Source organism: Acinetobacter sp. AG3 (genome assembly GCF_022343575.1).
In the GTDB taxonomy this organism is placed as follows: Bacteria; Pseudomonadota; Gammaproteobacteria; order Pseudomonadales; family Moraxellaceae; genus Acinetobacter; species Acinetobacter guillouiae.
The window spans coordinates 2,457,988-2,482,379 of record NZ_JAKQZD010000001.1 but is presented as its reverse complement, the minus strand read 5'-3'; the positions used below and the strand labels follow the sequence as shown (position 1 = coordinate 2,482,379).

Annotated in this window: 22 protein-coding genes; 6 read left to right on the top strand and 16 right to left on the bottom strand. The window is 38.6% G+C overall.

Annotated elements, in window-relative coordinates; all coding sequences use genetic code 11:
* Positions 1–7: 7 nt before the first annotated feature.
* The 5 genes from glnD to L3V46_RS11595 all read right to left on the bottom strand — a co-directional run bounded on the left by glnD (position 8) and on the right by L3V46_RS11595 (position 5,838).
* The gene (gene glnD / locus L3V46_RS11615; RefSeq protein ID WP_004821140.1) at positions 8–2,674 is read right to left on the bottom strand and encodes a [protein-PII] uridylyltransferase; all 2,667 of its coding nucleotides are present in this window, start codon (positions 2,672–2,674) and stop codon (positions 8–10) included.
* A gap of 26 nt (positions 2,675–2,700) precedes the next feature.
* Positions 2,701–3,909: a formate-dependent phosphoribosylglycinamide formyltransferase gene (purT, locus tag L3V46_RS11610; protein WP_034617391.1), complete on the bottom strand. Its 1,209-nt coding sequence runs from the start codon at positions 3,907–3,909 to the stop codon at positions 2,701–2,703.
* A gap of 189 nt (positions 3,910–4,098) precedes the next feature.
* A complete protein-coding gene (locus tag L3V46_RS11605) occupies positions 4,099–4,596 on the bottom strand; it encodes a metal-dependent hydrolase (RefSeq protein ID WP_239045754.1) in 498 nt (165 codons plus the stop codon).
* Between the two features lie 167 nt (positions 4,597–4,763).
* Positions 4,764–5,099 carry an L-valine transporter subunit YgaH gene (gene ygaH / locus L3V46_RS11600; RefSeq protein ID WP_056510745.1) on the bottom strand — a complete coding sequence of 112 codons (336 nt, stop codon included), beginning with the start codon at positions 5,097–5,099 and terminating at the stop codon, positions 4,764–4,766.
* 1 nt (position 5,100) lies between these two features.
* Positions 5,101–5,838, bottom strand: coding sequence for an AzlC family ABC transporter permease (locus L3V46_RS11595; RefSeq protein ID WP_004720941.1), 738 nt, complete (start codon positions 5,836–5,838; stop codon positions 5,101–5,103).
* A 102-nt stretch (positions 5,839–5,940) separates the two neighbouring features.
* Here L3V46_RS11595 and L3V46_RS11590 point away from each other — a divergent pair, with 102 nt between their 5' ends.
* Positions 5,941–6,423: a hypothetical protein gene (locus L3V46_RS11590; RefSeq protein WP_004720940.1), complete on the top strand. Its 483-nt coding sequence runs from the start codon at positions 5,941–5,943 to the stop codon at positions 6,421–6,423.
* A gap of 78 nt (positions 6,424–6,501) precedes the next feature.
* Here L3V46_RS11590 and L3V46_RS11585 read toward each other — a convergent pair whose 3' ends face one another.
* Together L3V46_RS11585 and L3V46_RS11580 are read right to left on the bottom strand one after the other, a co-directional pair.
* Positions 6,502–6,909, bottom strand: coding sequence for a hypothetical protein (locus tag L3V46_RS11585; RefSeq protein ID WP_239045753.1), 408 nt, complete (start codon positions 6,907–6,909; stop codon positions 6,502–6,504).
* 168 nt (positions 6,910–7,077) lie between these two features.
* Positions 7,078–7,779: a Crp/Fnr family transcriptional regulator gene (locus tag L3V46_RS11580; RefSeq protein WP_209826274.1), complete on the bottom strand. Its 702-nt coding sequence runs from the start codon at positions 7,777–7,779 to the stop codon at positions 7,078–7,080.
* A 332-nt stretch (positions 7,780–8,111) separates the two neighbouring features.
* Here L3V46_RS11580 and L3V46_RS11575 point away from each other — a divergent pair, with 332 nt between their 5' ends.
* Positions 8,112–8,654, top strand: a complete 543-nt coding sequence (locus L3V46_RS11575; RefSeq protein WP_034617400.1) for an Mpo1-like protein — start codon at positions 8,112–8,114, stop codon at positions 8,652–8,654.
* A 222-nt stretch (positions 8,655–8,876) separates the two neighbouring features.
* Here the strand turns inward: L3V46_RS11575 and L3V46_RS11570 are convergent, their stop codons facing one another.
* The 9 genes from L3V46_RS11570 to L3V46_RS11530 all read right to left on the bottom strand — a co-directional run bounded on the left by L3V46_RS11570 (position 8,877) and on the right by L3V46_RS11530 (position 18,806).
* On the bottom strand, positions 8,877–9,488 hold the full coding sequence (locus L3V46_RS11570) for a superoxide dismutase (protein ID WP_239045752.1): 612 nt from the start codon (positions 9,486–9,488) through the stop codon (positions 8,877–8,879).
* 464 nt (positions 9,489–9,952) lie between these two features.
* Positions 9,953–11,044, bottom strand: coding sequence for a redox-regulated ATPase YchF (gene ychF, locus L3V46_RS11565; protein WP_004720929.1), 1,092 nt, complete (start codon positions 11,042–11,044; stop codon positions 9,953–9,955).
* Between the two features lie 349 nt (positions 11,045–11,393).
* Positions 11,394–12,053: a methionine ABC transporter permease gene (locus L3V46_RS11560; protein ID WP_034610152.1), complete on the bottom strand. Its 660-nt coding sequence runs from the start codon at positions 12,051–12,053 to the stop codon at positions 11,394–11,396.
* Positions 12,034–13,104 (bottom strand): ATP-binding cassette domain-containing protein, encoded by a 1,071-nt coding sequence (locus tag L3V46_RS11555; protein ID WP_239045751.1) that lies wholly within the window; start codon positions 13,102–13,104, stop codon positions 12,034–12,036. Before L3V46_RS11555 ends, L3V46_RS11560 begins: the two co-directional genes overlap by 20 nt.
* An 11-nt stretch (positions 13,105–13,115) precedes the next feature.
* The gene (locus tag L3V46_RS11550; protein ID WP_056510766.1) at positions 13,116–13,952 is read right to left on the bottom strand and encodes a MetQ/NlpA family ABC transporter substrate-binding protein; all 837 of its coding nucleotides are present in this window, start codon (positions 13,950–13,952) and stop codon (positions 13,116–13,118) included.
* Between the two features lie 10 nt (positions 13,953–13,962).
* Entirely contained in the window at positions 13,963–14,844 is an 882-nt protein-coding gene (locus L3V46_RS11545; RefSeq protein WP_239045750.1) for a MetQ/NlpA family ABC transporter substrate-binding protein, read from the bottom strand.
* 55 nt (positions 14,845–14,899) lie between these two features.
* A complete protein-coding gene (locus L3V46_RS11540; protein ID WP_239045749.1) occupies positions 14,900–16,333 on the bottom strand; it encodes an LLM class flavin-dependent oxidoreductase in 1,434 nt (477 codons plus the stop codon).
* Positions 16,333–17,565 (bottom strand): SfnB family sulfur acquisition oxidoreductase, encoded by a 1,233-nt coding sequence (locus tag L3V46_RS11535; protein ID WP_239045748.1) that lies wholly within the window; start codon positions 17,563–17,565, stop codon positions 16,333–16,335. The genes L3V46_RS11540 and L3V46_RS11535 overlap by 1 nt, the downstream gene beginning before the upstream one ends.
* Positions 17,566–17,600: 35 nt before the next feature.
* Positions 17,601–18,806 (bottom strand): SfnB family sulfur acquisition oxidoreductase, encoded by a 1,206-nt coding sequence (locus L3V46_RS11530; RefSeq protein WP_239045747.1) that lies wholly within the window; start codon positions 18,804–18,806, stop codon positions 17,601–17,603.
* 397 nt (positions 18,807–19,203) lie between these two features.
* Here L3V46_RS11530 and L3V46_RS11525 point away from each other — a divergent pair, with 397 nt between their 5' ends.
* The 4 genes from L3V46_RS11525 (at position 19,204) to L3V46_RS11510 (ending at position 24,028) form a co-directional block, all read left to right on the top strand.
* Positions 19,204–19,968 carry a glutathione S-transferase gene (locus tag L3V46_RS11525; protein ID WP_004821170.1) on the top strand — a complete coding sequence of 255 codons (765 nt, stop codon included), beginning with the start codon at positions 19,204–19,206 and terminating at the stop codon, positions 19,966–19,968.
* Between the two features lie 71 nt (positions 19,969–20,039).
* Positions 20,040–20,414: a hypothetical protein gene (locus L3V46_RS11520; protein ID WP_239045746.1), complete on the top strand. Its 375-nt coding sequence runs from the start codon at positions 20,040–20,042 to the stop codon at positions 20,412–20,414.
* Between the two features lie 320 nt (positions 20,415–20,734).
* Entirely contained in the window at positions 20,735–21,004 is a 270-nt protein-coding gene (locus L3V46_RS11515) for a hypothetical protein (RefSeq protein ID WP_004720907.1), read from the top strand.
* A gap of 384 nt (positions 21,005–21,388) precedes the next feature.
* Entirely contained in the window at positions 21,389–24,028 is a 2,640-nt protein-coding gene (locus tag L3V46_RS11510) for a bifunctional aconitate hydratase 2/2-methylisocitrate dehydratase (protein WP_004720906.1), read from the top strand.
* Positions 24,029–24,392: the final 364 nt, after the last annotated feature.

Genomic DNA, 24,392 nt, shown 5'->3' with positions numbered 1-24,392 from the left:
AGTAAGATTAATGTTGCCCACAGATTTGATTGGATGCTTCATCTAATGCCGCTTTTAATTTTGCGGTAAAGACTTCAGCCTCAGCTTCAGTGAGGGGGGTGCCATCTTTTTTGGTGACAAAGAAAATATCTTCTGCTTTTTCACCCAGCGTGGCGATTCTAGCAGAATGTATGTCTAAACCTTGCATCATAAATAAACCACCAACGCGTGCAAGTAAGCCCGGTTGGTCGAGGGTAGAGATTTCTACCATATTTTGCTGCAAAGCTTCGTTAAGTGTTACATCCACGGTATTTTCAATATCGAAGTGGCGAAGTTGACGTGGAATACGACGTTGCATCAAACCCGGATATTTATCTGATTCGCTTAAGGCTTTAATTAACGCCTGTTTGACTGTTTCTTCACGTTCAGGATCGGTTAATAAGGTACCGAAACGATCCAAGACCACATAAGTATCTAAACTAAAGGCTTTGGTTGCAGTGATAATCCGTGCATCTTGGACATCCAGATTCATACGATCCAAAATTGCCACTGTGGTGGCAAACAGATTGGGTTGGTCTTGGGTATAAATAAAGATCTGTACAGCATCTTGTGCTGCTTTACGGTGCGCACGCATGAGCACCAATGGTGCAGGGTTGTCGCCGTGTTGCAAAATCGCGCGGGTATGCCATGCAATTTCATCTGCGGATTCTTTAAGGAAGTATTCGTCCCCAAGCTCTTGCCAAACCTTTTCAACTTGATCAAGTGGAAACTCATCTACCAAGACTTCGCTTGCAGAGAATTTGGTATCTTCAATCAGCATTTGATAATCAACAGGACGACCCAAACCAGAACGAATTACATCGCGCGCATGGGTATAGAGTTGACGCATCAAAGAAGAGCGCCATGTATTCCAAAGTTTTGGATTGGTGGCATTGATATCGGCAACCGTCAGCGTATAGAGATAATCTAAATGCTCCATATCACCAAGCTTTTCAGCAAACTCTTTCACCACATCTGGGTCAGAAATATCTTTTTTCTGTGCGGTCATCGACATCAGTAAATGGTTTTGGATGAGCCAAGCAACCAGATTACATTCGCGTTCGGTAAATCCATGCGCAAGACAGAATTCAATTGCATCTTCGGCGCCAAGTTCACTGTGATCTCCACCACGGCCTTTGGCAATATCATGGAATAATGCAGCAAGGAATACGATGTCACGACGGACTAAGCGTTGAAATACAGAACTGACAACAGGATAGTCTTTGGCAAAGCCGGGTTCTTTAAAACGATTTAAATTACGAATTAACAGTAAGGTATGTGCATCGACGGTATAAATATGGAACAAGTCATATTGCATCAGTCCCATGATTTGCCCAAATGCAGGGATATAATTTCCTAATACACCATAACGTTTCATTGCCACCATGGTTTCATATAAACGATATGGAGAGCGAATGATCGCCATGAATAATGCTTGATGGGTCGGATTATCACGAAATGCTTGATCAATGCGTTTTGCTGCTAAAGTCAAAAGACGTAATGTACGTGCACGAATACCCTCGATTTCAGGGCGATTCGCCAAGATATAAAAAATCTCTAAAATAGCGCTTGGATTTTCGGAAAAGGTTTTATGTTGTTGAACGGCAAGCTTGCCATCAACCAATTTAAAATGTTCGTTAATATTTTCGATTTTACGTTCATAGTCGGGTAAACGTGGGGTAATCACCGATTCATTGAAATAAGCCAATAACATTTCATTTAAGGTCGAAACCTGTTGCGCGGTACGATAATAACGCTTCATGAACTGTTCAATTGGATAATTTGGATGATGATCATCTTCTCGTGTATAGCCAAATTTAGCTGCAATATCACGTTGATAATCAAACAATAGGCGATTTTCATCACGTTTGGTTAAACGGTGTAAATGATGGCGAATTTCCCAAAGAAAGTTTTCAGCTTCTTCCAGAACGCCCAATTCAAATTCAGAAATAAAACCCAAATGAACCAAGTCGTAAATACGATTGACTCGGAAATGTCGTTTGGCAATCCAGCCAATTTGGTTAATGTCCCGAATACCGCCGGGTGCATTTTTAATATCGGGTTCTAAATTGCTTTCAGTATTGTTATGTTGTGCATAGCGTTGCGCTTGTTCATCCATCTTGGCATCAAAGAAAGTCTTGTCTGTCCAAGTTTGGGAAACGACACGACGAGGCCATCTTGCCAGATGTTGATTGCCAATAATTAATCGCGCTTCAATCAGCGAGGTTGCCACAGTGAGATCATTGGTGGCTTGTTCAAAACAACTTCGGATACTCCGTACACTGACACCCGGTTTAAAATTCCCCACATCCCAAAGTGTAGAAATAAATTGCGTCACTGTTTGTTCTTGTTCAGGAGAAAGATCTTCTTCTGAAAGAATCATGATGTCGACATCAGAATAGGGCAACATTTCGCGTCGCCCATAGCCACCAACAGCAAATAAACCGAGATCTGTTTGATCTAGCCCCGAATGCTTCCAGAGAAACATAAGGGCTTCATCTACCACATTTGAACGGGTACGGACAATTTCGCGTATTGTTGTACCATGATCATAGGCCTCATTTAACTGTTGCTCAACATCGCTACGCCATTGATTAATCGCTTTAATGTCATGTATATCAGTTACATATTCCAATAGAGGAGAGGTGTTGATCATGGATGTCTTGTCCGCAAATATATTGGCTAGTTGTTTAAATGAACAGTGACTTTTGCAGCCGTTTCTTGTGCAAGTTCACGTGCTTGGTCTGTTGTTTCAGCACGTGCTGTTGCCACGCCCATACGACGACGTTTAAATCCTTCAGGTTTACCGAACAGGCGTAAGTCTGTCGCAGGATTTTGCAAAGCAAGATTTAAGCCAGAGTATGAAAGATTCTTTGCATCCATACCTGCATAGATTACAGCACTTGCAGCAATACTATGTCGTTCAGTATTGACAGGTAAACCCAAAATCGCACGTGCATGTAATTCAAATTCGCTTTGGAATTGTGATGCAAGTGTGACTAAGCCTGTATCGTGTGGACGCGGTGATACTTCACTAAACCATACTTTATCACCTTTTACAAACAGTTCTACCCCAAAAATCCCACAGCCACCAAGTGCTACAGTGACTTTATTGGCAATGCGTTTGGCTTCATTTAAAGCTGCTTCTGTCATTGCTTGGGGCTGCCAACTTTCTACATAGTCGCCTGAATCTTGACGATGCCCAATTGGATCACAATAAGCGGTTTCAATTTCACCTGTTTCTGGATTTTTCGAACGTACAGTGAGTAAGGTGATTTCAAAATCAAAGTCAATTTGTGACTCAACGATGACCGTACCTTGATTTACCCGACCACCCGTTTGAGCATATTCCCAAGCCGCGTCTACTTCTGCATATTCTTTGACACGAGATTGCCCCTTACCAGAAGAAGACATTACAGGTTTAACAAAGTTCGGATAACCAATGTCATCACATGCAGAACGGAAGCTTTCTAAAGTATTGGCAAAACGGTAAGCGGAAGTCGGTAAACCAAGTTCTTCTGCCGCTAAGCGACGAATCCCTTCACGGTTCATGGTTAAATTCACCGCTTTTGCCGAAGGGATCACGGTTGCAATATTTTGTTGTTCGATTTCGACTAATACTTGAGTAGCAATCGCTTCAATTTCTGGAACAATAAGATTGGGTTTTACTTTTTCAATTAAAGCTTTTAATTCTGTTGCATCTGCCATGTTTAAGGCATAAGAGAAATGAGCAACTTGCATGGCAGGTGCGTTTTCGTAGCGGTCTGCCGCGTGAACTTCGACACCAAGTCGTTGTAATGAAATCACCACTTCTTTACCAAGCTCTCCTGAACCTAACAGTAAAACTTTAAATGCAGATGATTGAAGTGGGGTACCAATAGTAACGCTCATGCTATTCTTCCATGCTTGTCTTATGGACTGTTAGCATAGCAGAACTCAGGCGTGTGTTAAGGGCTGATTGACATAAAATAATGATATTGTCTAACAGATTTTTTTATAAAGTTTTTAGCTTATCGGTGGTTTGCCACTACAAATGAAGTGGCTTTGAATTTGCGCAAGAAACTGATTAAGAATTTTTAATTAATTCTTTTTACGAACCCACAGAATCAACGCAATGAGGCAGATCAATAATTCTACAAAAAATGACCAATGCAGAATAAAGTTTAACCACCACGGCTGATAACGTGAGCTGACTTCAAAAAACACATAGGGTTGATCAATAAACGGTGCAAAAAGCCAAACATCACCTACAAAAGTATCCAAGCCAATATGTAGTAGGGTAGCACCCGAAAAAAGACTGATCATCAGGGCAGGTTTAGCCGTGTATTTTGAATGGATGAAATAACATAAAGCGATTAGAAAGATTGGAATCCAAAATGAAAACCAATGTAAAAAATATTTATGGTGATGTACCGACCTATGATCGAATAAATAGAAATAGAATAGATCAATATCAGGAAAAACTGCACCAAGCATAATCAGCGTAAAAAAAGCTTTATTGGTGATTTTTGTCTGTTTAAATTTCTTGAGTAAAAGTTTAGCCAGTATATAGCCAGAAGGTAAGTGTGCGATAAACATATCAAGTTGCGTATTTTAAATATTATATTTGAAAGCAATCATACACAACTAATTAATTTACATAGTTTTTTATTGTAAATTGATTAGATAAAAGCATTTTAAATCCGAAAGACTTTAAATTTAAACGCTGATCTGATGATACATTAAAATATGCTCAAACAACAAAACTACAGATAGGTGTAGACCAAACCATAGGCCAATGCTGCTGTAAGTGTCGCTAAAACAATTCTTTTAAATTTAAAATATAATCCTGTGAGTACGATAAAGCCCACCAGCATCGCAAAACTTTTATTTGGGGTTTCAATCAATGGTGGGAGAGTGGCGACAATTAACATTGAACTGATTGCTGCAATTCCAATACTGCCTAATGCAATTTTTAACCATGTTGCACCACGAGTTTGTGTGTGTTGTTGGCTTTTTTGCAGCAGATAGAATGGACCAAAGCGTGAAGCAAAATTTGCAATACCGACCAATATCCCCACCAAGATAATCTGTAAATCCATTTTAAATACTCACTTCATCAGTTTGCTTTAAAACATAATGTTTAAATAATCCCGCTAAAATCCCAGATGCAATCCCAATAAAAATTGCAGCAGACATGTTGATAAAATAACAGGCCAATGCGGAAACCACTAAAGATACAGCAACCACAAAAGTATGTTTTTTCTCAAAAGCTGCCAGTAAGAAGCTTAAGAACAATGCAGGTAACAAGAAGTCTAAAGCGGCTTGTAAAAATTGCGGCAAGTCGCTGACTTGATCTGCAAATAAACCACCTAAAAATGAACCCAAGGCCCATGACATCCAGCTAAACAAGCTGAGTCCGAGCATCCAAGACTCTGACCATTCTTGACGACGTTGGGAAAGTTTAATCATTCCAGCCGCAAAAACTTCGTCGGTTAAACCCCATGCCCATACTGCGGTCTTTTTTAGGTTTAAACGGTCTTGAATCAGGTTTTGTAAGGCTGGCCCATAAAGTACGTGGCGAATATCCAGTGCAATGACTGTAAGTGCTGTCATCCAAATAGATGTACCACTGCCCAATAATGCAACCACAAGAAATTGGCTAGCACCAGCGTACATAGAGCAAGATAGAAATAAGGCTTCCCATGCACTAAAACCAAATTGGGTCGCGGATACACCAAAGGCAAAAGATACAGGCAGATAAGTAAAGATGATGGCTTGACTGTCTTTAGCGCCTTGCCAAAAGCCAGCAGTTTGGACTGAGGGATTGTGCTCTGACACAGGACACCTAAAACAAGAGTAAAACAAAAGGTAAAATCAAGATTGTGTATTCTACCCGAATTTACTAGCATAGTAGCGAAATGTTTATTTAGGCGTAACTTTATGTTCGCAAATCAGTCGAAATTATTATTGAGTATGACCTTGGTGTTAGGTGTTTTAGGTTTACAAGCATGTGGTAATTCATCTTCTGAACCTAAAGAAAAAGTTGAAATTAAAGCTGCGCCAAAACTAACCAATGATGCGACAACCTATGCCAATGAAGCATGGAAGCTGATCAATCAGGTGGAACCCTTTGTCTACCGTAAGCAATTGAATTTGATTGAAGACAATGTACGTAAACCTTTACGGAAATTAAGTACCGACTGGCGTATCAATGTCAAAATGACCGATTCGGTGACAGAAGGTAAATACGCGTTGTGTCGTAAAGCCATGACCAGTTTAGATACTTGGGCAAGATCGACATTGGAAAAAGATGGTGAAATGCAAAAAAATCAAGCGCAATATGAACGTGATAAAGCCCAGTGCAAAGATGCAATTGAAAATCCAAGTTTAGGCAATACCAAAGCAAATAATAATATTTTTTAAATGATTTTAGAAAAAATGGCGCAAATATGCGCCATTTTTTTATTGATACAGATCTAGGTTAAGTACGTTCGGTGTTACTTAAGGTTTTAATGGATTGGTCGATGCTGTTTTCACTGCTTTGTCTTTAGCAGCAGTTGATTTTGCAGCGGCGTCATTTTTTACTGCTTTGGTTGTTGCTTCAGCTTTTGCTTTGCTTGCAGCCGTTTCAGTTTTTAGCTTTGTCGCTGCTTCTTTCGGTTTTGCTTCAACAGCTTTGGTTGCAGCTACACTTTTGTCTTTTGCTTGAGTTGCATCAGCTTTGGCTTTTGTACTTGCAGCCGTCGCTTTTTGAGTCGCTTGAGCTGCAGGATTTGCCGCAACACATTTGCCGCCTTTATGGTTTGGGCCTGTACCACCAACCAATGTTGTACCTTTAGGGCATGCAAATGCAGAAGCGCTAAGTACAGTGAATAATCCCGCTGTGAGCAATATTGTGATTTTTTTCATTTATTTCAACTTTTATTGAGATGGCATTAGCGCCTAGCTAAAATATAATTGTATTTTTCACAAAGTAGAATAAATAATTTGTATATTTTATTTATAAAATGATTATATATTCCAGCCGTTTAAGGTGAATTTAATATTTGTCTAAAAGTAGAAAAGTGATATGTTAAATTAGAGTTGGCCGAGTGAGTGGGCGATAGAATGTAATTGATTGATATCTAATATTTCTATTTTTTTAAAGGCAATTTTTAAAACACCTTGTTGTTCGAGTAAATGTAATTCTTGGTTAATAGTTTGACGTGAGCATTTGAGCAGCAATGCCAATTGTTCTTGAGATAAATGAATGATGTTATTTTCAATACGGATATGATTGCCGTAGCCGTTTAAGATAAACATCAAACGCTGAGCCAATCGTTGTTGTATATGCTGGGTTTGAATTGAAATGAGTTCTAAAAAAGCAAAGCGAAGTTTTTGACTGGTTAATTGGGCGATATGGAACCAATATTGTGGATAGTCATTTAGAATTTTCTGAATCGCTTGGCTGGGTAAATGTAAAATTAAACATTTTCCAACAGCAATGGCATCATGCGAACGTGGTTGCTGATCCACCAAAGAAATTTCTCCAAACCACATAATCGGTTCTGCAATAGCAGCAACGGATTCATTTCCTTCAATATCAATATAGCCTAAGCGTACCCGACCATCTAAGACCGCATAGATACCATTAAATAGATCGCCAGATCTGAAAATCGCTTGGTCACGCTCAAATTTTTGATAATGGGCTTGTTGTTGAATCAATTGTTGAAAAGGAATAGGCAGTTGTGAATACCATAAATTCTTTGATAATAATTCAAGGTCCGTTGAATTCAGCACAATATATCCTTTTATGTATCATTGTTAATCTTTGCTTTGATTTTCAAATATATCTAACAGCATAGTCAGTAGGGTAGAAATTACATTAGATAAAATCAGTGGCGATAAGCGCAGAGTAGAACCATTTACAATCCTCCTTTAAGAGCAACAATTTAGCGTGAATATGACAGAGTCACTGGCCATAATGTATCAATAAATTTATTGTGAAAGCTGTTGTTATCTACTTCTTTGCAAATTTAAATGAAAAATCAATTCAACTTGTCAGCTAGACGACAACTTTTATCTTAGCGTTTTTATATAGTGAAATGAAGAGATTAACAAGGACGCTGAAAATGAACAGATTAGAACAACTTCTTAGCCAGTACGCAGCTTATCATTTAGACCATAAAAATGTATTTACGCATTTTATTGGTATTCCGATGATCGTATTTTCAATTATGTGTTTAACGGCTAGAGCAGGGGTGATGCTTTCGGGTTTTGAAATCACTTTGGCATTGATTCTACTGGTTTTAAGTGTGATTTATTATTTAAGTCTGGATAAATCATTCGGCTTTTTAATGTTGCTTATTTATGCAGTGGCCTATCCATTTGCCTATAAAATTGCCCAATTAGGCATGGGAACTTGGCTAAGTATCAGCATTGGTACCTTTGTTGTAGGATGGGTATTCCAATTTGTAGGGCATTTTTATGAAAAGAAAAAACCTGCATTTGTTGACGATTTAGTTGGTTTAGCGATTGGTCCATTATTTGTCTTGGCTGAATTTGTATTCTTGCTGGGTTTTCGTAAAGATCTACAAGAAAAAATGCTAGCAGAAGCCAGAAAGCAACGTACTGCAATGGATGAAAAATCATTACAGGCTTTACACGCGAAATAATCTGAAAGATAACCAATCCAAATCAAGATAAAACCCTTTAAGTCAGTAATTTAAACTGGCTTAAAGGGTATCGACTTCTATATTTTTGTTTATTTTAGAATAAGAATTCTTTGATAAATATCACTAAACCAAAGAAAAAAATGGCGCAACCAATATAAAATTTTATTTTTTTAATCAGTGTAGAGTTGAACATTGGCATCGTCATATGGTCTGTATAGTATTTCATTGGATTGCTTCTAAATAACGGCGATTTACTTCTTCCCAATTCACAACATTATAAAATGCCGCAATATATTCGGGACGACGGTTTTGGTATTTTAAATAATAAGCATGTTCCCAGACATCTAAAGCCAGAATCGGGATATTGCCATTCATCAGTGGTGAATCTTGATTGGCACTGCTTTCTACGATGACTTTCTTTTCAGGGGTTACGCTTAACCATGCCCAGCCACTACCAAATCGTGTCAGTGCTGCTTTGGTAAAGGCTTCTTTAAATTTTTCAAAACCACCAATATCTCTGTCAATTGCTTCAGCGATTTGTTTAATTGGCTCTCCACCGCCTTGAGGGCTCATTACTGTCCAGAATAAAGAGTGATTGGCATGACCACCGCCATTATTAATCACGCTATTTTTAAGATCAGTAGGAACTTCATTCACTTTTGAAACCAGTTCTTCAATTGACAACTTTTCCCATGCTGTGCCTTCAACTGTGGCATTGATATTATTGATATAGGTTTGATGGTGTTTGGTATGGTGGATTTCCATTGTTTTTGTATCAATATTAGGTTCAAGTGCATCGTATGCATAAGGCAGTTGTGGTAGAGAGTAAGCCATGAAGCAATCCTGTGGTGTTAAGTATAGTGATAATGCTAATAATTATCATTATTATATATGAGCATCAAAAGTGCAACCTACTTAACTTTATTATTGTGTAGCTGATTTCAAAATAGAGATGCTGAATTGAGGCAGGGTTTAGCGATAGACGTTTGGCGCGTTTTAAGATGTAAATAAATATCGTGTATATTTACTGGAATATTATAATTTTAAATGTTGATAATTTTTTATAAAAACCTGAATACGTATTTCATTAAAAAACAGGGCTGACCTTATAGAGATGAGATGAATGATCGAGATGGTCCACAAATTAATCAATAGATCGTTGAATCTGCACTTAGAAAACAAGTTTTAAATATTCGTCAGACATTTATAAACCAAACGGAAACCAGCGAAAGATTCTATGATGAAAAAAAACAGGTTGAAGAAGTCTTCAACCTGTCTCATTAAAGCATGAGATCCTTTTATACGTTAAAACGGAAGTGCAATACATCACCATCTTGAACGATATAAGTTTTACCTTCTAAACGCCATTTTCCTGCTTCTTTAGCACCGTTTTCACCGTTGTATTGGATGAAATCGTCATAAGCAATACATTCTGCACGAATAAAGCCTTTCTCAAAGTCAGTGTGAATTACACCCGCAGCTTGAGGTGCAGTTGCACCCACTTTTACAGTCCAAGCACGCACTTCTTGAACACCTGCTGTAAAGTAAGTTTGTAAGCCAAGTAAGCTATAACCTGCACGAATTACCACATTTAGACCTGGTTCTTCCATGCCTAATGCTTCAAGGAATTCAGCGCGATCTTCATCATCCAACAATGAAATTTCAGCTTCGATTTGGTTGCAAAGCGGAACAACGATTGCATTTTCCTCAGCAGCTAACTTTTTCACAGCTTCAAGATGTGGGTTGTTTTCAAAACCATCTTCTGCAACGTTTGCAATATACATGGTTGGTTTTAATGTCATTAAACCAAAACCACGCACAAGTTTACGTTCATCATCATCTAAATCAGCTGCACGAGCTGGCTTGCCTTCATCAAGTAAAGGTAGAATTTTTTCTAAAACTGCTTTTGTTGCAAGCGCTTCTTTATCACCGCTTTTAGCTGATTTTGCCAAACGGGTAACTGCTTTAGTTACGGTTTCCAAGTCAGCAAGTGCAAGTTCAGTATTAATCGTTGCAATATCATCTAATGGATCAATTTTACCATTTACATGAATTACGTTTTCATCTTCAAAACAACGTACAACGTGTGCAATTGCATCAGTTTCACGGATGTTTGCAAGGAATTGGTTACCCAAACCTTCGCCTTTAGATGCACCCGCAACTAAACCTGCAATATCTACAAATTCCATCGTAGTTGGAATAACACGTTGTGGTTTAACAATGGCTGTTAATTTGTCTAAACGTGGATCAGGTACAGGTACGATGCCTGTATTTGGTTCAATGGTACAGAATGGGAAGTTTTCCGCAGCAATAGCAGCTTTAGTCAATGCATTGAAAAGTGTAGATTTACCAACGTTCGGCAAGCCGACAATACCGCAATTAAAACCCATGAAATAACTCACAAAGTGTTATATAAAAATTGCGGATGATTTTACATGAAAGCCATGACAAAGTCAGGTCTGCGACCTATAAGTTTTAAAATCAGATCATCTCAAATATATCAAGTGCTACATATTTGCCTGAGATCAGCACTTTTATTGAACAAAATGAGCATTCTAGGGGAGTGACAATTGATTTAGCATAATTTTTATAAGTGGATTAATTAAGTAAAGTTACTATCCTTCGTCTAACGACGACATCCATGTCGCCCTACAGATGGGTAAGCCTTGTATCATTCAACAAGGCAAAAGCGAAATCTATTTTATTTATATTGATGCGAATTAAGTTAATTGGAAAAACTTAAATCTTCCGCTTATCCAACTGGCTTGCCAAACTGTCACCAAATGCTTGAACGATCATGACCAAAGCCACCAAGACCACAATCACAGCAAACATCATTTGCATATCAAAGCGTTGATAACCATAACGGTAAGCAATATCACCTAAGCCACCAGCACCAATTGCACCCGCAATTGCAGAGGAGTTAATCATGGTGACAATTGTAACTGTAAAACCTGCCACAATGCCGGGTAACGCTTCAGGTAAAAGCACATGCCAAACGATTTGCTTACGGTTACAGCCCATCGCTTGTGCTGCTTCAATTAGACCTTGATCAACTTCACGTAAGCTAACTTCTGCAATACGGGCAAAGAAAGGTGTCGCTGCTAAAGTTAATGGAACAACAGCTGCCCAGACTCCGTAACTGGTTCCGACAATCCATCGGGTTAAAGGAATCAGCGCCACCATTAAAATCAAAAAGGGAACCGATCGAGTAATATTAATCACCGTGCCCAATGCATGATTGATCTTTTTAGATGGATAAATCCCTTGTTCAGATGTATTGACCAAAATCACTGCCAAAGGTAAGCCAATCAAAAAAGCAACAAAGGCAGATACGCCAACCATCAGTAAGGTATCTATGGTTCCTGTCAGCAATAAATCAATGAGTTGGTCTTGCATAGCCAAGTACCTCTATTTGTGCAATTTTATGTTTTAACCTTTCTTGTAAATTATGCAGGTCTAAATGGGTTTGTTCAGTACCGACAATCAGCGTTCCAATCAAATGGTTTTGGATATTGTCGATATGACTTTGATATAAATGTACCGATTTTTCAAAAACCTGAAAAAGTTCAACTAAATCAGGTGAGTTTTTTGGATCGGTTTCATAACGTAGTTTTAAAATGCTATGGGTTGAATCTTGTTGCAACGCTGTATGCACTGGAAAGGGCAAATCGAGTTGTTCTAGGTTTAACAATTCTTGTGTGATTTTCTGCTGAGGCTGTGAAAACACGGACCAGACTTGTCCTGACTCAACGATTTCACCATGTTCAATTACCACCACTTGATCGCAAATTTCACGAATCACTTGCATCTCATGGGTAATTAAAACAATGGTAATCCCCAATTCTCGATTGATTTTTTTCAGCAAGGATAACACCACTGAGGTACTTTCAGGATCAAGTGCAGACGTTGCTTCATCACACAATAATATTTCTGGATGATGCACCAGCGCACGAGCAATACCAACACGTTGCTTTTGACCACCAGACAGCTGTGAAGGGTAGTTATGCGCTTTATTTCCCAATCCGACCAGTTCTAAAACATCGTTGACACGTGTTTCAATTTCAGCTTTATCGACATGGGCAATTTTTAAGGGCAAAGCCACATTGTCCCAAACTGTTTTGGCAGACATTAAATTAAAATGCTGAAAAATCATCCCAATTCTTTGACGTGTTTGAATCAACTCAGCATGACTGAGTTCAGCCAAATTCTGTTGATGAATATGAATACTGCCTTCAGAAATACCTTCTAAACCATTTAAGGTTCGGATTAGGGAAGATTTACCTGCACCACTTTTACCGATGATGCCGAAAATCTTGCCTTGAGGGATATCTAAGTTGATATTTTTTAATGCATGGATCTGTTGATCTTGCCCATCATAGTATTTATTCAAATCACGAATTTTGATATGAGGGACTGAAAAATCAACATGCGAACCGAAACTCACCATTTCTATTCTCCTTATTTCCAGCCTGCAAACCACATATCTTTGCCGAAATCTTTATCTAAAATATCTCGAACTTGCTGTGAGTTTTGGAAAGCTTGAATAAATTTCTCTAACTTTTGATTTTTGTCTTGATAATCAGTACGTGTCACAAAAAGAATGGCGTACTTTTTATCAACGGGATCTAAAAACAGGGCACTATGCGGATCGGCTTTTTTTGCCATATTTAAGTAATGCGGAAAACCAAAAATCAGATCTGCATCATCATAAGCTAAAGCTGTTTGTGGACCTTCAACTTCTAAAAACTTCAACTGTTTTGGGTTTGAAACAATATCTTGAAGTGTGGAAAGTTCATTGTTGATGTCTTTGATTTGAATTAACCCCGCACGGTGTAGCAAGATCAAAGCACGCGCAGAGTTGACGGGGTCACTCGGGATGACAACACGAGCATTTTGAGGTAAGGCCGCTAAGGATTTATATTGTTTTGAATATAAACCGACATGACTGCCGCTACCTGTACCAAAAGCATGCAAATCGTAATTGGTTTGTTTAATGGCATTCTTTAAAAAAACACTTTGTTGGAAAAAGTTAGCGTCAATGTCACGGTTTTGTACCGCAACATTGGGTGCTTGCCAATCTGAAAATTCGACCAGTTTGACATGGATACCATCTTTCTCTACCTCTTTGGCAACCGTTTGTAGTAATTCGGCATAAGGTGGGCTAATGCCAATCGTGAGTACATTATCCTTTTGTTGATTTTGTACATAACGATAGGCAAAAAGTCCTAATAATACGATGACAACAGCAAGACCAATCAGCAGATTCTTGTTTTTGAGTTTGGAAACTTGGGACATGAGTTATTCCTTATTTCCAACCTGGGAACCATAAATTTTCACCAATATCATCATTTAAAGCCTGTTTGACCTTGTCTGAAGTTTGGTAAATTTTTACAAATTCTTTTAACTGTTTGGCTTTTTCTGGGTGCTTTTGCTCATAGTCATCTTTTACAACAAACAAGATGGCATAACGTGTATTGGTATTATCATCGAGTAATAATGCTTTGTTTGGATCAATGGTTTTTGCAAGACGTAAATAAAGCGGGTAGCTAAATACTAAATCAGCATCATCTACAGCACGTGCAGTTTGAGGTCCTTCAACTTCAATAAATTTAAAGTTTTTAGGGTTTGATGTAATGTCTTGTAAGTTCGATAAATGGTTATTCGGATCTTTCAAGGTGATGAGTTTAGCCTGTTGTAAAAGTAACAGTGCACGACCTTGGTTGACTGGGTCATTTGGAATCACCACACGTGCATTTTCAGGTACCGCCGCTAAAGAATCATATTTTTTAGAATACAAACCCACATGAGTTGCAACACCTGTGGCAATCGGTTTCAGTTTAAAATCAGTTTCTTTTAACGCATTGCTTAAAAATGGTTGGTGTTGGAAATAGTTTGCATCAATATCACCATGATTCAGTGTGATATTCGGTGTATTCCAATCTGAAAATTCCACCAGTTTAATATGAATCTCTTGTTTCTTAGCTTCCTCTGCTGCAACTTGTAAAGGCTTGGCAAAGGGTGGGCTAATACCAATGGTGATTTCTTCTGAACCGGCTTTTTTATGTTGGTTCCAATAAAAAAGTCCTGCAATCACGGCAATAATGATCACGCCAAGCAAAATAAATTTATTCTTGGAGCCTGATTTTTTGGATGGCTTACCATTTGCAGGTGAGTTTATTTGAGTCATGTGACACCCCTTAAAGTGAAATTATTCAATTCATCATGTTTGCTGATTAGGATATTTAGGCAGTTTGCTTTTGCTGATCTGCCGTTTCGATGCTGTTGTTATGATTTGAGTTTTGACATCGAAAATCAGCAGCAGGGTGTTGTTGGGTTAAATGATCACCCTGTTTAAAGATTTTGTTGCGTAAAGAACCATTTTCATATTTGGTTTTAAATCTGCCACGTTGTTGCAGTTCAGGAATAACAAAATGAATAAAGTCATGATGTGATTCAGGCGCAACAGTACGAGTCAGGTTAAAACCATCGATACCTGTTTCATCAATCAACTGAATTAATTTTTCAGCAATTGTTTCTCCACTTCCAACAATCAGTGGATAACGACCACCGAGTTGATGCTGTGCTTTAAGATCGTTAGGTGTGATCTGGTTTTCCTTAAATTTATTATTGACTGAAGCAATACTGTTGGTTTGTTGATATGGGATGGCTTCATCATCAGCATATTTGGATAGGTCGATACCGACTGAACTTGAGAAATGTGCTAAACCAGCTTCAGGACTTGCATAGCGGGCATATTCAGCTAATTTCTCTTGAGCTAACTCATCTGTTTCTGCTGTAACCACTGTGATTCCCACAAAGATTTTAATATCTTCTGGATTACGGCCTTGCTGTACAGCCAATTCTCGAATCTTATCCACTTGTTGTTTGATTTTTGCAGGTTGGTCCCCTCCAATAAATACACATTCCGCATGACGTGTGGAGAATGCTAAACCGCGTGGTGAAGCACCTGCTTGAAAGAGCACAGGAGTACGCTGTGGTGAAGGTGAGACTTGGAAAACACCTTGGCTTTGATAAAAGCGCCCTTGATGGTTAATTTGATGAACTTTTTTCGGGTCAGTAAAAATACGCTTTTGCTTATCTTTTTGTACTGCATCATTTTCCCAAGAACCTTCCCAAAACTTATAGCAAAGCTCTAAAAATTCTTCAGCTTGTTCATAACGTAAGTCATGGTCTTTTAGACCTTTTTGCCCAATCAAGCGTTCAGCACTGTCCAAATACCCCGTCACAATATTCCAGCCAATCCGACCTTGTGTCAGATGATCTAAACTCGCGAAGCGCCGTGCGAATTGGTACGGTGTTTCATAACTTAGGTTTACGGTCACGCCAAAACCTAGATTTTGGGTTACCGCTGCCATTGCTGAAATCAAGGTAGATGGGTCATGACTCGGCAGTTGAATGGACTCTTTTAAGGTTAAATCTATACCATTCTGATAAACATCATAAACACCGGTAATGTCTGCGATAAACAACCCATCAAATAGACCTTGCTCCAAGGTCTTAGCGAGATCAGTCCAGTAATTGAGCTCATTAAAACGATGAGATTCATCACGTGGATGGGTCCATAAGCCGTGATTGATATGACCGACACTGTTCATATCAAAAGCATTGAGTAAGATTTGTTTTTTTTGTGTTGCATGTTGAGATGTATTTGTCATTACAATGTCCCTCTGCGTGGTGGAAGGATGTTGTTTAATACATAGTTTCCAATAAAATAATATTTCCAGCGTGATGCATCATGCAGTGTATGTACCCGTACATTGCGCCAATGTCGATCTAAACCATCGGCACGTTGACTACCACGACTTCCAGCCAACTCAATCAATTTTGAAGATGCTTTTAATGCTGTTTCTGTGCTGTGTGCACGTACTTTAGCTACATCTAGTGAGGCTTTGGCAATATTTTCAACTGTAGGTTGTGGTTTTGCTGCATCAATAGATTGAGCAGCTTGTTTTAATAAAACCTCACTTGCTCTTACATCCGCAGCAACACGGCCTAATTCATAAATGGTCAGTGGATCTTGGTCTGCACGTTCTACATTGGCATCAATCCATGCGCGTGCTTTTTTAACCCGTTCTATTGTTTCTTCAAAAGCTGCACGAGCAATGCCTGTTTCAATCGCAGCATGCATAATTTGTGCAAATGGCCCAACGAGGGTGGGTTCAGAAAATGCAGTGTCAAAACGAATGACGTATTCAGATTCAACAAAAACTTGATTGAATTTAACGGTGCCACTGCCTGTGGTTTTTTGTCCAAAGCCTGACCAATCATTGATACGTTGTAAGCCTTGTGCATCGGCAGAAATAAAAGCTAAATATTCACGTTCTTCAGCATCACGAACTAATGTCGGAATACGATGGGCAAATAGACTGCCCGTGCAATAGAACTTTTCCCCATTGACCACATAACCATGTTCAGTTTGACTAATTTGGGTATGCTTTTGTGCAGCAGTCTTGGTCTTAAATTCAGCGAGCGCATTGCCAAAACGAGCGCCTTGAAGTACTTCGCTATAGAGTTTTTTCTTTTGCTGCTCGGTGCCTGTATTACGTAATACTTCAAGTGCATAAAAATGGTTTTGAGGGATTTGACCAATAGAGCCATCAACGCCACTGAATAATGCAATTATTTTAGCGACAGTATGGCTAGAGACCTCCGCACCACCATACTGACGTGGTACTGTGATCGCCCATAACCCTGATTGACTAAAAGCTTCAACCTCATCAAAAGGTAAAATTCTTTCAGCATCACGGAGTACCGCATTCTCTTTAAATTGCTGACTCAACTGTTGCGCGATTTCTAAAGCTTCTTGATCATTTTGAATAATATGTGCTTGTGCAAAGGGATGATTGTGTACATCCAATGTTTTATTGATATCTTGATAAGTTGTCATAATATTTCCCTGATGAGTAACAAAGTCGTTTAACTTTAAATCCACGCATGGCGCTGATTTTGCGTACCATTTAAGTAATAGTTTCCAATGGCATGAAGTTTCCAACGCACAGGGTCATGTAAGGTATGCACACGAGCATTACGCCAGTGTTGATCGAGATTATGAGTTTCTAGACTTGAACGACTACCACCCAATTCAAGTAGTTTTTCAGAAATAAGTAGTGCTGCATCATTGGCATACACTTTTGCCTCAGCAACGATAATGGAGGCTTTACTGGCTTGTTCAGGACTGACGATGTCTTGTGAATCTAACTGATCTAAATATTCTGCGGCTTCATCCAGCAATAAAATCGATGCATCGAGTAAGATATTGAGCTTACCGACTTCTTGTAGGGTATACGCTTCAAAACTGGCTTTATCCACATTGGCATCAATGATTGGGCGCGCTTTATGGATTGCAGATAAAGTATCTGCAAAGGCAGCTTCTGCAATACCCACATCAATCGCAACCTGAATCAGTTGTGAGTACGCACCACGATATTTTGACGCATCGGCAAGTGGTTTTTCATCCATAATAAGATCTGGGTGAACCACAACATTCTTTAAACGCACTGTGCCACTTGCCGTTGTACGTTGTCCAAAGCCATCCCAATCATCAACAATTTCAACACCGTCAGCTTTTGCATCAATAATTGTTAAAACAATATGACCATTTGGGTGAATTGCGCGTATCGCCAACCAATCGGCAAAATATGAACCCGTTGAATAAAACTTCTCACCATTTAAAAGGTATTGACCATTGATCTGTTCTAAACGTGTTTCAATGGTTCGGGTATCTTTGGTATTGCGTTCTGGGCCACCATTAGAAAGCCGTTTACCATTTAAAATTTCAGTATAAATAAACTGTTTTTGCTGTTCATTGGCAATATGCTCAATGGCATTTAACAGTCCAAATTGATTTTGAGGAATCTGTCCGACACTGGCATCTGCCTTGGATAAAATACGGAAAACATGCGCAAGGGTTTTATTTGAAACTTGAGCACCACCATATTTTTTGGCAATGCGAATTCCGCCTAATCCTTTGAGACTTAATTCTTGTATGACATCAACAGGTAAAATTCGTTGTTGATCACGTATATTTCGTTCTACCAAAGCAAAATCAGCAACTTGGTAAGCTGCATTTATTGCTTGTTGATCGTTTTGGATCACAAAGGCTGAGGTAGAAGAATTCAAACTAGACATATTGGCACCTTTCAATAGATACCAAAACGCTAAGCAATATTGCGGTAAAAATTAAACGAACTATTGTGCTTAACTTATCTAAAATTATTGTTAGGATAAAAATCGCAAAGTTTTTTAATATTGAATATATGTTAAATAATTGAAATTTATAACTTGTTTTGAATTCCTCTGGTCGAGCCCTTAGTCTGAAGCAGCTTTGTTATTCCTATCACGAATAAAGAATAAAGAAACTGATATAACCATAGAATAAGCATTGGGTCATATGACGAGCGATTGAAGTAAAAAGTACATTGTAATTCAAGCGATGAATGTCTAAAGTACACAAGATTACTCAGGATTAATCTTAACTTTTAGATTTATCTAAGCTTTTAATTAAAAAAAATAATTTGGAGATTACATGCGTACGTTGTACCAATTCCCACTCTCGCATTACTGTGAAAAAGCCCGTTGGTTGCTTGATCATAAAGAATTGGATTTTGTTGCGCAGAATTTAATCCCAGGTGTCCATCGTGCATTTGCACAACTTAAAACAGGGCAAAACAAGTTGCCTATTTTAAAAGATGGAGAACGCTTTATTGCGGGGTCGACTCAAATCGCATTGTATTTAGATGATGTTTATCCTGAACATCGACTGCTTCGTACCGATCACACGCTTCGTGAAAAAACCTTAGAAATTGATTTGATTGCCAATGAGTTAGGTATTCATGTACGTCGTTGGGGATTGGCACATGCTTTAGCAGAAGGCGATGAACCGCTAGAAATTATGATTGGTGAAAAAGGTTATTTACGTCAATTTGAAAAAATTTCAAAGCCTATTCTAAAAACCATGGTTTCAAAAAGTTATCAATTGGACAAAGAGAAAGTCGAAGAATCTAAATACAATTTAGAGCTGACTATCGACAGTTTAAATAAGATTTTGATTGATAATGGTTGCCGTTATTTTGTTGGCGATCGCCTTGGTTTGGCAGATATCTCGGTATGTTCAATCCTTGCACCGTTATTAGAATTACCTGCGACACCTTGGGAAAAGGAATATGCAGAGAATATTTCTCAAGAATTTACCGAATTTAGCCAACATTTGTTAGAACTGCCTTTAGGGCAATACGTGAAAAGAATTTACGCTACTGAGCGCAATGCACGTGTAGATTGGCGAGGAATGTAAGATTTCAAAGCAAGAAACTCTCCAATTTACTGAAAAATTAAGTATCATAGTGTGGAATTGGAGATTTTTTAATGCAGAAGTTCGTAATTTTAGGTGCGATAAGCACTGTTTTATTGATGGCGGGTTGTACTGAGAAAAAGCCTGCAACTCCTGAAGAAATTTGGAAAGGTTACTGTACCAGTATTGGTAATGCTGCACGTTCTATTACTTTAGATCGTCAAAATGGGATTACCAAGAAAGAAGCAATTGAGTATGCAAATAAAGTCACTGATCCAACAACTAAGGGTTTTGTACTCGAGTATTTAGAGAAAGTCTATACATTATCAGATGCAGAACTAAAAGCGGATAAAGATGCAGTTCAAGCAAAGTTTAAGAACGAAGCATTTGAACAATGTCTAAATACACCGCATGATCCGAAAAAAATGCCAGATTATAAACCGTTCTAAGGAGCGGTTTTTTTTATGGCTTAAAGCACAACAGCAGGCGATATACCTGATCAGCAGACAATGAAAGAATACGATTTGTGTAAATTAGAAATCCGAATCGTGAATGGTCAAGACTTGCACACTTTTGAGTGTCCATCCCTTTAAATCGTTTAGGTGTATTTTTGCATAAAGATCACCATAACATAGTCTTTTTTATGTTGAGTTATCGAAAAAATATAAGTAATCGTCAAACCTCGTCACAAAAAATGATTAGCATAAAAATTGAAAAGCATATATACACTATAGAAATAGAAAATAAAAAGTAGCATAGGAGTGAGACAATGGAAGTAGTTGCTTATTTACATAATGCAGATTTGCTCTTAGAAGATGACAATGGTGTCGCTGTGATTAGCGGAAGTCATTATGTACTGAGTTTAGGTGATCAAGTTTTTTTTCAAGAAGTCATTGATGAACGAGCAAAGTTATATCAAGTGAAAATTTCATTTGCGTGTACTGAACATTCAATGTTTCATGAAGATGAAGTGCAAATGAAATTTGAAGGTTGTCGTACAGAATTCCAAAAGTATGTAGACAGTACGACAGTCCACTAAGGTGGAATGTACTTTGTTCTAAAAAAAAGGCAACATATGTTGCTTTTTTTATGGCTGAAACAGTCTAAAGGCAAAGTAAACATAACTTCAATCTTATTAAAGTGAAGTTCATGTTTTACAAAGATAATATTTTTAGAGCTTTTTCAAATTAATTTGAGAAATAATTTACATAAACGTCTGATGAAAGCGTACTGTGTAGATCTGTAGTTAAATGAAGCGAAAAGTGATGAGTATTTATTTATAAAATAATGGTCATCACGAATTAATACGCTCATTGCATTAACTTTTGGCTTGATTTTTAGTAAAATTTGACAGTCCATATTGCCTGTGAAGCTTTAATAAGCAGGAATTCACAGGTAAATTTTTAAAAAGAGGAATTACACCGTGCTAGAAGCTTACCGCCAACACGTTGCAGAACGTGCCGCACTCGGAGTCCCACCGAAGCCACTTGACGATGCTCAAACTGCTGACTTGGTTGAATTACTAAAAAATCCACCAGCGGGTGAAGAAGCATTTTTAGTAGATTTGCTTGAAAACCGTGTTCCAGCAGGTGTTGACCAAGCTGCATATGTAAAAGCTGCTTTCTTGACTGCTGTAGCTAAAGGTGAAGCGACTTCTCCATTGGTTTCTAAAGAGCGTGCGGTTTACTTACTAGGTACTATGCTTGGTGGTTATAACGTAGCACCTTTGGTTGAATTGCTTGATGATGCTGCACTTTCAAGCTTAGCTGCTGAAGCATTGAAAAAAACGCTTCTTGTATTTGATGCGTTCCATGACGTTGCTGAAAAAGCCAAAGCGGGTAATGCAAATGCACAAGCCGTTATGCAATCTTGGGCTGATGCTGAATGGTTTACTAGCCGTAAAGATGTTCCAGAAGAAATCAAACTTACTGTTTTCAAAGTAACTGGCGAAACAAATACTGATGATTTGTCTCCTGCACAAGATGCTTGGAGCCGCCCAGATATCCCATTGCATGCAAATGCAATGCTTAAAAACGTACGTGATGGTATCAACCCAGAAGTTCCTGGTGAAGTTGGTCCATTAAACCAAATCAAAGAACTCATCGCAAAAGGCAACCAAGTTGCTTATGTTGGTGACGTTGTTGGTACGGGTTCTTCTCGTAAATCTGCGACTAACTCAGTGCTTTGGTTCTTTGGTGATGACATTGCTCACATCCCGAACAAAAAAGACGGTGGTTACTGCTTAGGTTCTAAAATCGCTCCAATTTTCTTCAACACAATGGAAGATGCTGGTGCATTACCTGTAGAGATTGATGTTGCTAACATGAACATGGGCGATGAAATCGTTCTTAAAATTGATCATGCTGCAGCAAAAGTCACTGCTTTTAAAGCAGGCGAGCAAATCGCTGAATCTGAGTTGAAAACGCCTGTTCTTCTTGACGAAGTTCGTGCGGGTGGTCGTATCAACTTAATCGTTGGTCGTGGTTTGACAACTAAAGCGCGTGAAGCTTTAGGTCTTCCAGCATCTACTTTATTCCGTGTTCCAGTTCAACCTGAAAACACTGGTAAAGGCTTTACTCAAGCTCAGAAAATGGTTGGTCGTGCTTGTGGTCTTCCAGAAGGTCAAGGCGTTCGTCCAGGTACTTACTGTGAACCGAAAATGACGACTGTTGGTTCGCAAGATACGACTGGTCCGATGACTCGTGATGAATTGAAAGACTTAGCTTGCTTAGGTTTCTCTGCTGATCTTGTGATGCAATCTTTCTGTCACACAGCTGCATATCCAAAACCAGTTGACGTTCAAATGCAACATACGCTTCCTGATTTCATCATGAACCGTGGTGGTGTTTCATTACGTCCAGGTGACGGTATTATTCACTCTTGGTTAAACCGTATGCTTCTTCCAGATACAGTTGGTACTGGTGGTGATTCACATACACGTTTCCCAATCGGTATTTCATTCCCAGCGGGTTCTGGTCTTGTCGCGTTTGCTGCTGCAACTGGTGTTATGCCGTTGGATATGCCTGAGTCTGTACTTGTTAAGTTCAAAGGTAAAATGCAGCCTGGTATCACGCTACGTGACCTTGTACATGCAATTCCTTACTACGCGATTCAAGCGGGTGACTTAACTGTAGAGAAAAAAGGTAAGAAAAACATTTTCTCTGGTCGTATCTTAGAAATCGACTTAACAGAAATGGAAACTGACTTAACTGTAGAGCAAGCATTCGAACTTTCTGATGCTTCTGCTGAACGTTCTGCTGCTGGTTGTTCAATCACACTTTCTGAAACGAAAGTTGCTGAATACTTGAACTCTAACATCACAATGTTGAAGTGGATGATTTCTCAAGGTTATGGCGATGCACGTACTATGGCTCGCCGTGTTGAGAACATGGAAAAATGGTTAGCGAATCCATCACTTCTTCAAGCTGATGCTGATGCTGAATACACTAAAGTGTATGAAATTGATCTTGCTGACATTAAAGAACCAGTTCTTTGCTGCCCGAATGATCCAGATGACGCTAAACTTCTTTCTGACGTTCAAGGCGTTAAAATCGATGAAGTGTTCGTTGGTTCTTGTATGACGAACATTGGTCACTTCCGTGCAGCTGGTAAATTACTTGATAAAGTACCAGGTGGTTCATTGTCTACTCGTTTATGGTTGGCTCCACCAACACGTATGGACGAGCATCAATTGATGGAAGAAGGTTTCTATAACATTTATGGTAAAGCTGGCGCGCGTACTGAAATGCCAGGTTGTTCATTATGTATGGGTAACCAAGCACGTGTAGCTCCGAACACAACTTGTGTATCGACTTCTACACGTAACTTCCCGAACCGTTTAGGTCAAGGCGCAAATGTTTACTTAGCTTCTGCTGAGCTTGCATCTGTTGCTGCGGTACTTGGTAAATTACCTTCTCCAGAAGAGTATCAACAATATGCTGCTCAAATCGACAGCATGTCTGCTGACATCTATCAATACTTGAACTTCGACAAGATGGGCGAGTATACAGATGCTGCTAAAGACATCGATACTAAGAAAATTGCTGCTGCTCAATTAAGCTAATTTATTGAAAAATAGATTAAATTGAGTTAAAACTAAGGGCTGATTATTCAGCCCTTAGTTTTATGTATAAAAAAGCTTATATGTGCTATTTACTTAAATATAATGGCTAAAATGATATTCGAATGGTTTATATAATAGGGTAAAGGAATTGCATCAATTTTATATAAACTGGTGAGAAACGGCTCAAGTACATGATTTTGTTGTCTTAAATAAAGAAACATATGCATATGAAGATCATATGCAACTGGTTAATCAAGTACCTTATGATGTATCTATACATGATGATCTAATTATGTTTTTTTACAACAGATACCAACTTATAATCCATCTAAAAAGATTAGACATACTGGTTTAAATTACTATG

What these genes read in the sequence shown, in the direction of transcription:
- glnD (WP_004821140.1), bottom strand. Translation starts at nt 2,674, where the DNA reads ATGATCAACACCTCTCCTCTATTGGAATATGTAACTGATATACATGAC.
- purT (WP_034617391.1), bottom strand. Translation starts at nt 3,909, where the DNA reads ATGAGCGTTACTATTGGTACCCCACTTCAATCATCTGCATTTAAAGTT.
- L3V46_RS11605 (WP_239045754.1), bottom strand. Translation starts at nt 4,596, where the DNA reads ATGTTTATCGCACACTTACCTTCTGGCTATATACTGGCTAAACTTTTA.
- ygaH (WP_056510745.1), bottom strand. Translation starts at nt 5,099, where the DNA reads ATGGATTTACAGATTATCTTGGTGGGGATATTGGTCGGTATTGCAAAT.
- L3V46_RS11590 (WP_004720940.1), top strand. Translation starts at nt 5,941, where the DNA reads ATGTTCGCAAATCAGTCGAAATTATTATTGAGTATGACCTTGGTGTTA.
- L3V46_RS11585 (WP_239045753.1), bottom strand. Translation starts at nt 6,909, where the DNA reads ATGAAAAAAATCACAATATTGCTCACAGCGGGATTATTCACTGTACTT.
- L3V46_RS11575 (WP_034617400.1), top strand. Translation starts at nt 8,112, where the DNA reads ATGAACAGATTAGAACAACTTCTTAGCCAGTACGCAGCTTATCATTTA.
- L3V46_RS11570 (WP_239045752.1), bottom strand. Translation starts at nt 9,488, where the DNA reads ATGGCTTACTCTCTACCACAACTGCCTTATGCATACGATGCACTTGAA.
- ychF (WP_004720929.1), bottom strand. Translation starts at nt 11,044, where the DNA reads ATGGGTTTTAATTGCGGTATTGTCGGCTTGCCGAACGTTGGTAAATCT.
- L3V46_RS11560 (WP_034610152.1), bottom strand. Translation starts at nt 12,053, where the DNA reads ATGCAAGACCAACTCATTGATTTATTGCTGACAGGAACCATAGATACC.
- L3V46_RS11555 (WP_239045751.1), bottom strand. Translation starts at nt 13,104, where the DNA reads ATGGTGAGTTTCGGTTCGCATGTTGATTTTTCAGTCCCTCATATCAAA.
- L3V46_RS11550 (WP_056510766.1), bottom strand. Translation starts at nt 13,952, where the DNA reads ATGTCCCAAGTTTCCAAACTCAAAAACAAGAATCTGCTGATTGGTCTT.
- L3V46_RS11545 (WP_239045750.1), bottom strand. Translation starts at nt 14,844, where the DNA reads ATGACTCAAATAAACTCACCTGCAAATGGTAAGCCATCCAAAAAATCA.
- L3V46_RS11540 (WP_239045749.1), bottom strand. Translation starts at nt 16,333, where the DNA reads ATGACAAATACATCTCAACATGCAACACAAAAAAAACAAATCTTACTC.
- L3V46_RS11535 (WP_239045748.1), bottom strand. Translation starts at nt 17,565, where the DNA reads ATGACAACTTATCAAGATATCAATAAAACATTGGATGTACACAATCAT.
- L3V46_RS11530 (WP_239045747.1), bottom strand. Translation starts at nt 18,806, where the DNA reads ATGTCTAGTTTGAATTCTTCTACCTCAGCCTTTGTGATCCAAAACGAT.
- L3V46_RS11525 (WP_004821170.1), top strand. Translation starts at nt 19,204, where the DNA reads ATGCGTACGTTGTACCAATTCCCACTCTCGCATTACTGTGAAAAAGCC.
- L3V46_RS11520 (WP_239045746.1), top strand. Translation starts at nt 20,040, where the DNA reads ATGCAGAAGTTCGTAATTTTAGGTGCGATAAGCACTGTTTTATTGATG.
- L3V46_RS11515 (WP_004720907.1), top strand. Translation starts at nt 20,735, where the DNA reads ATGGAAGTAGTTGCTTATTTACATAATGCAGATTTGCTCTTAGAAGAT.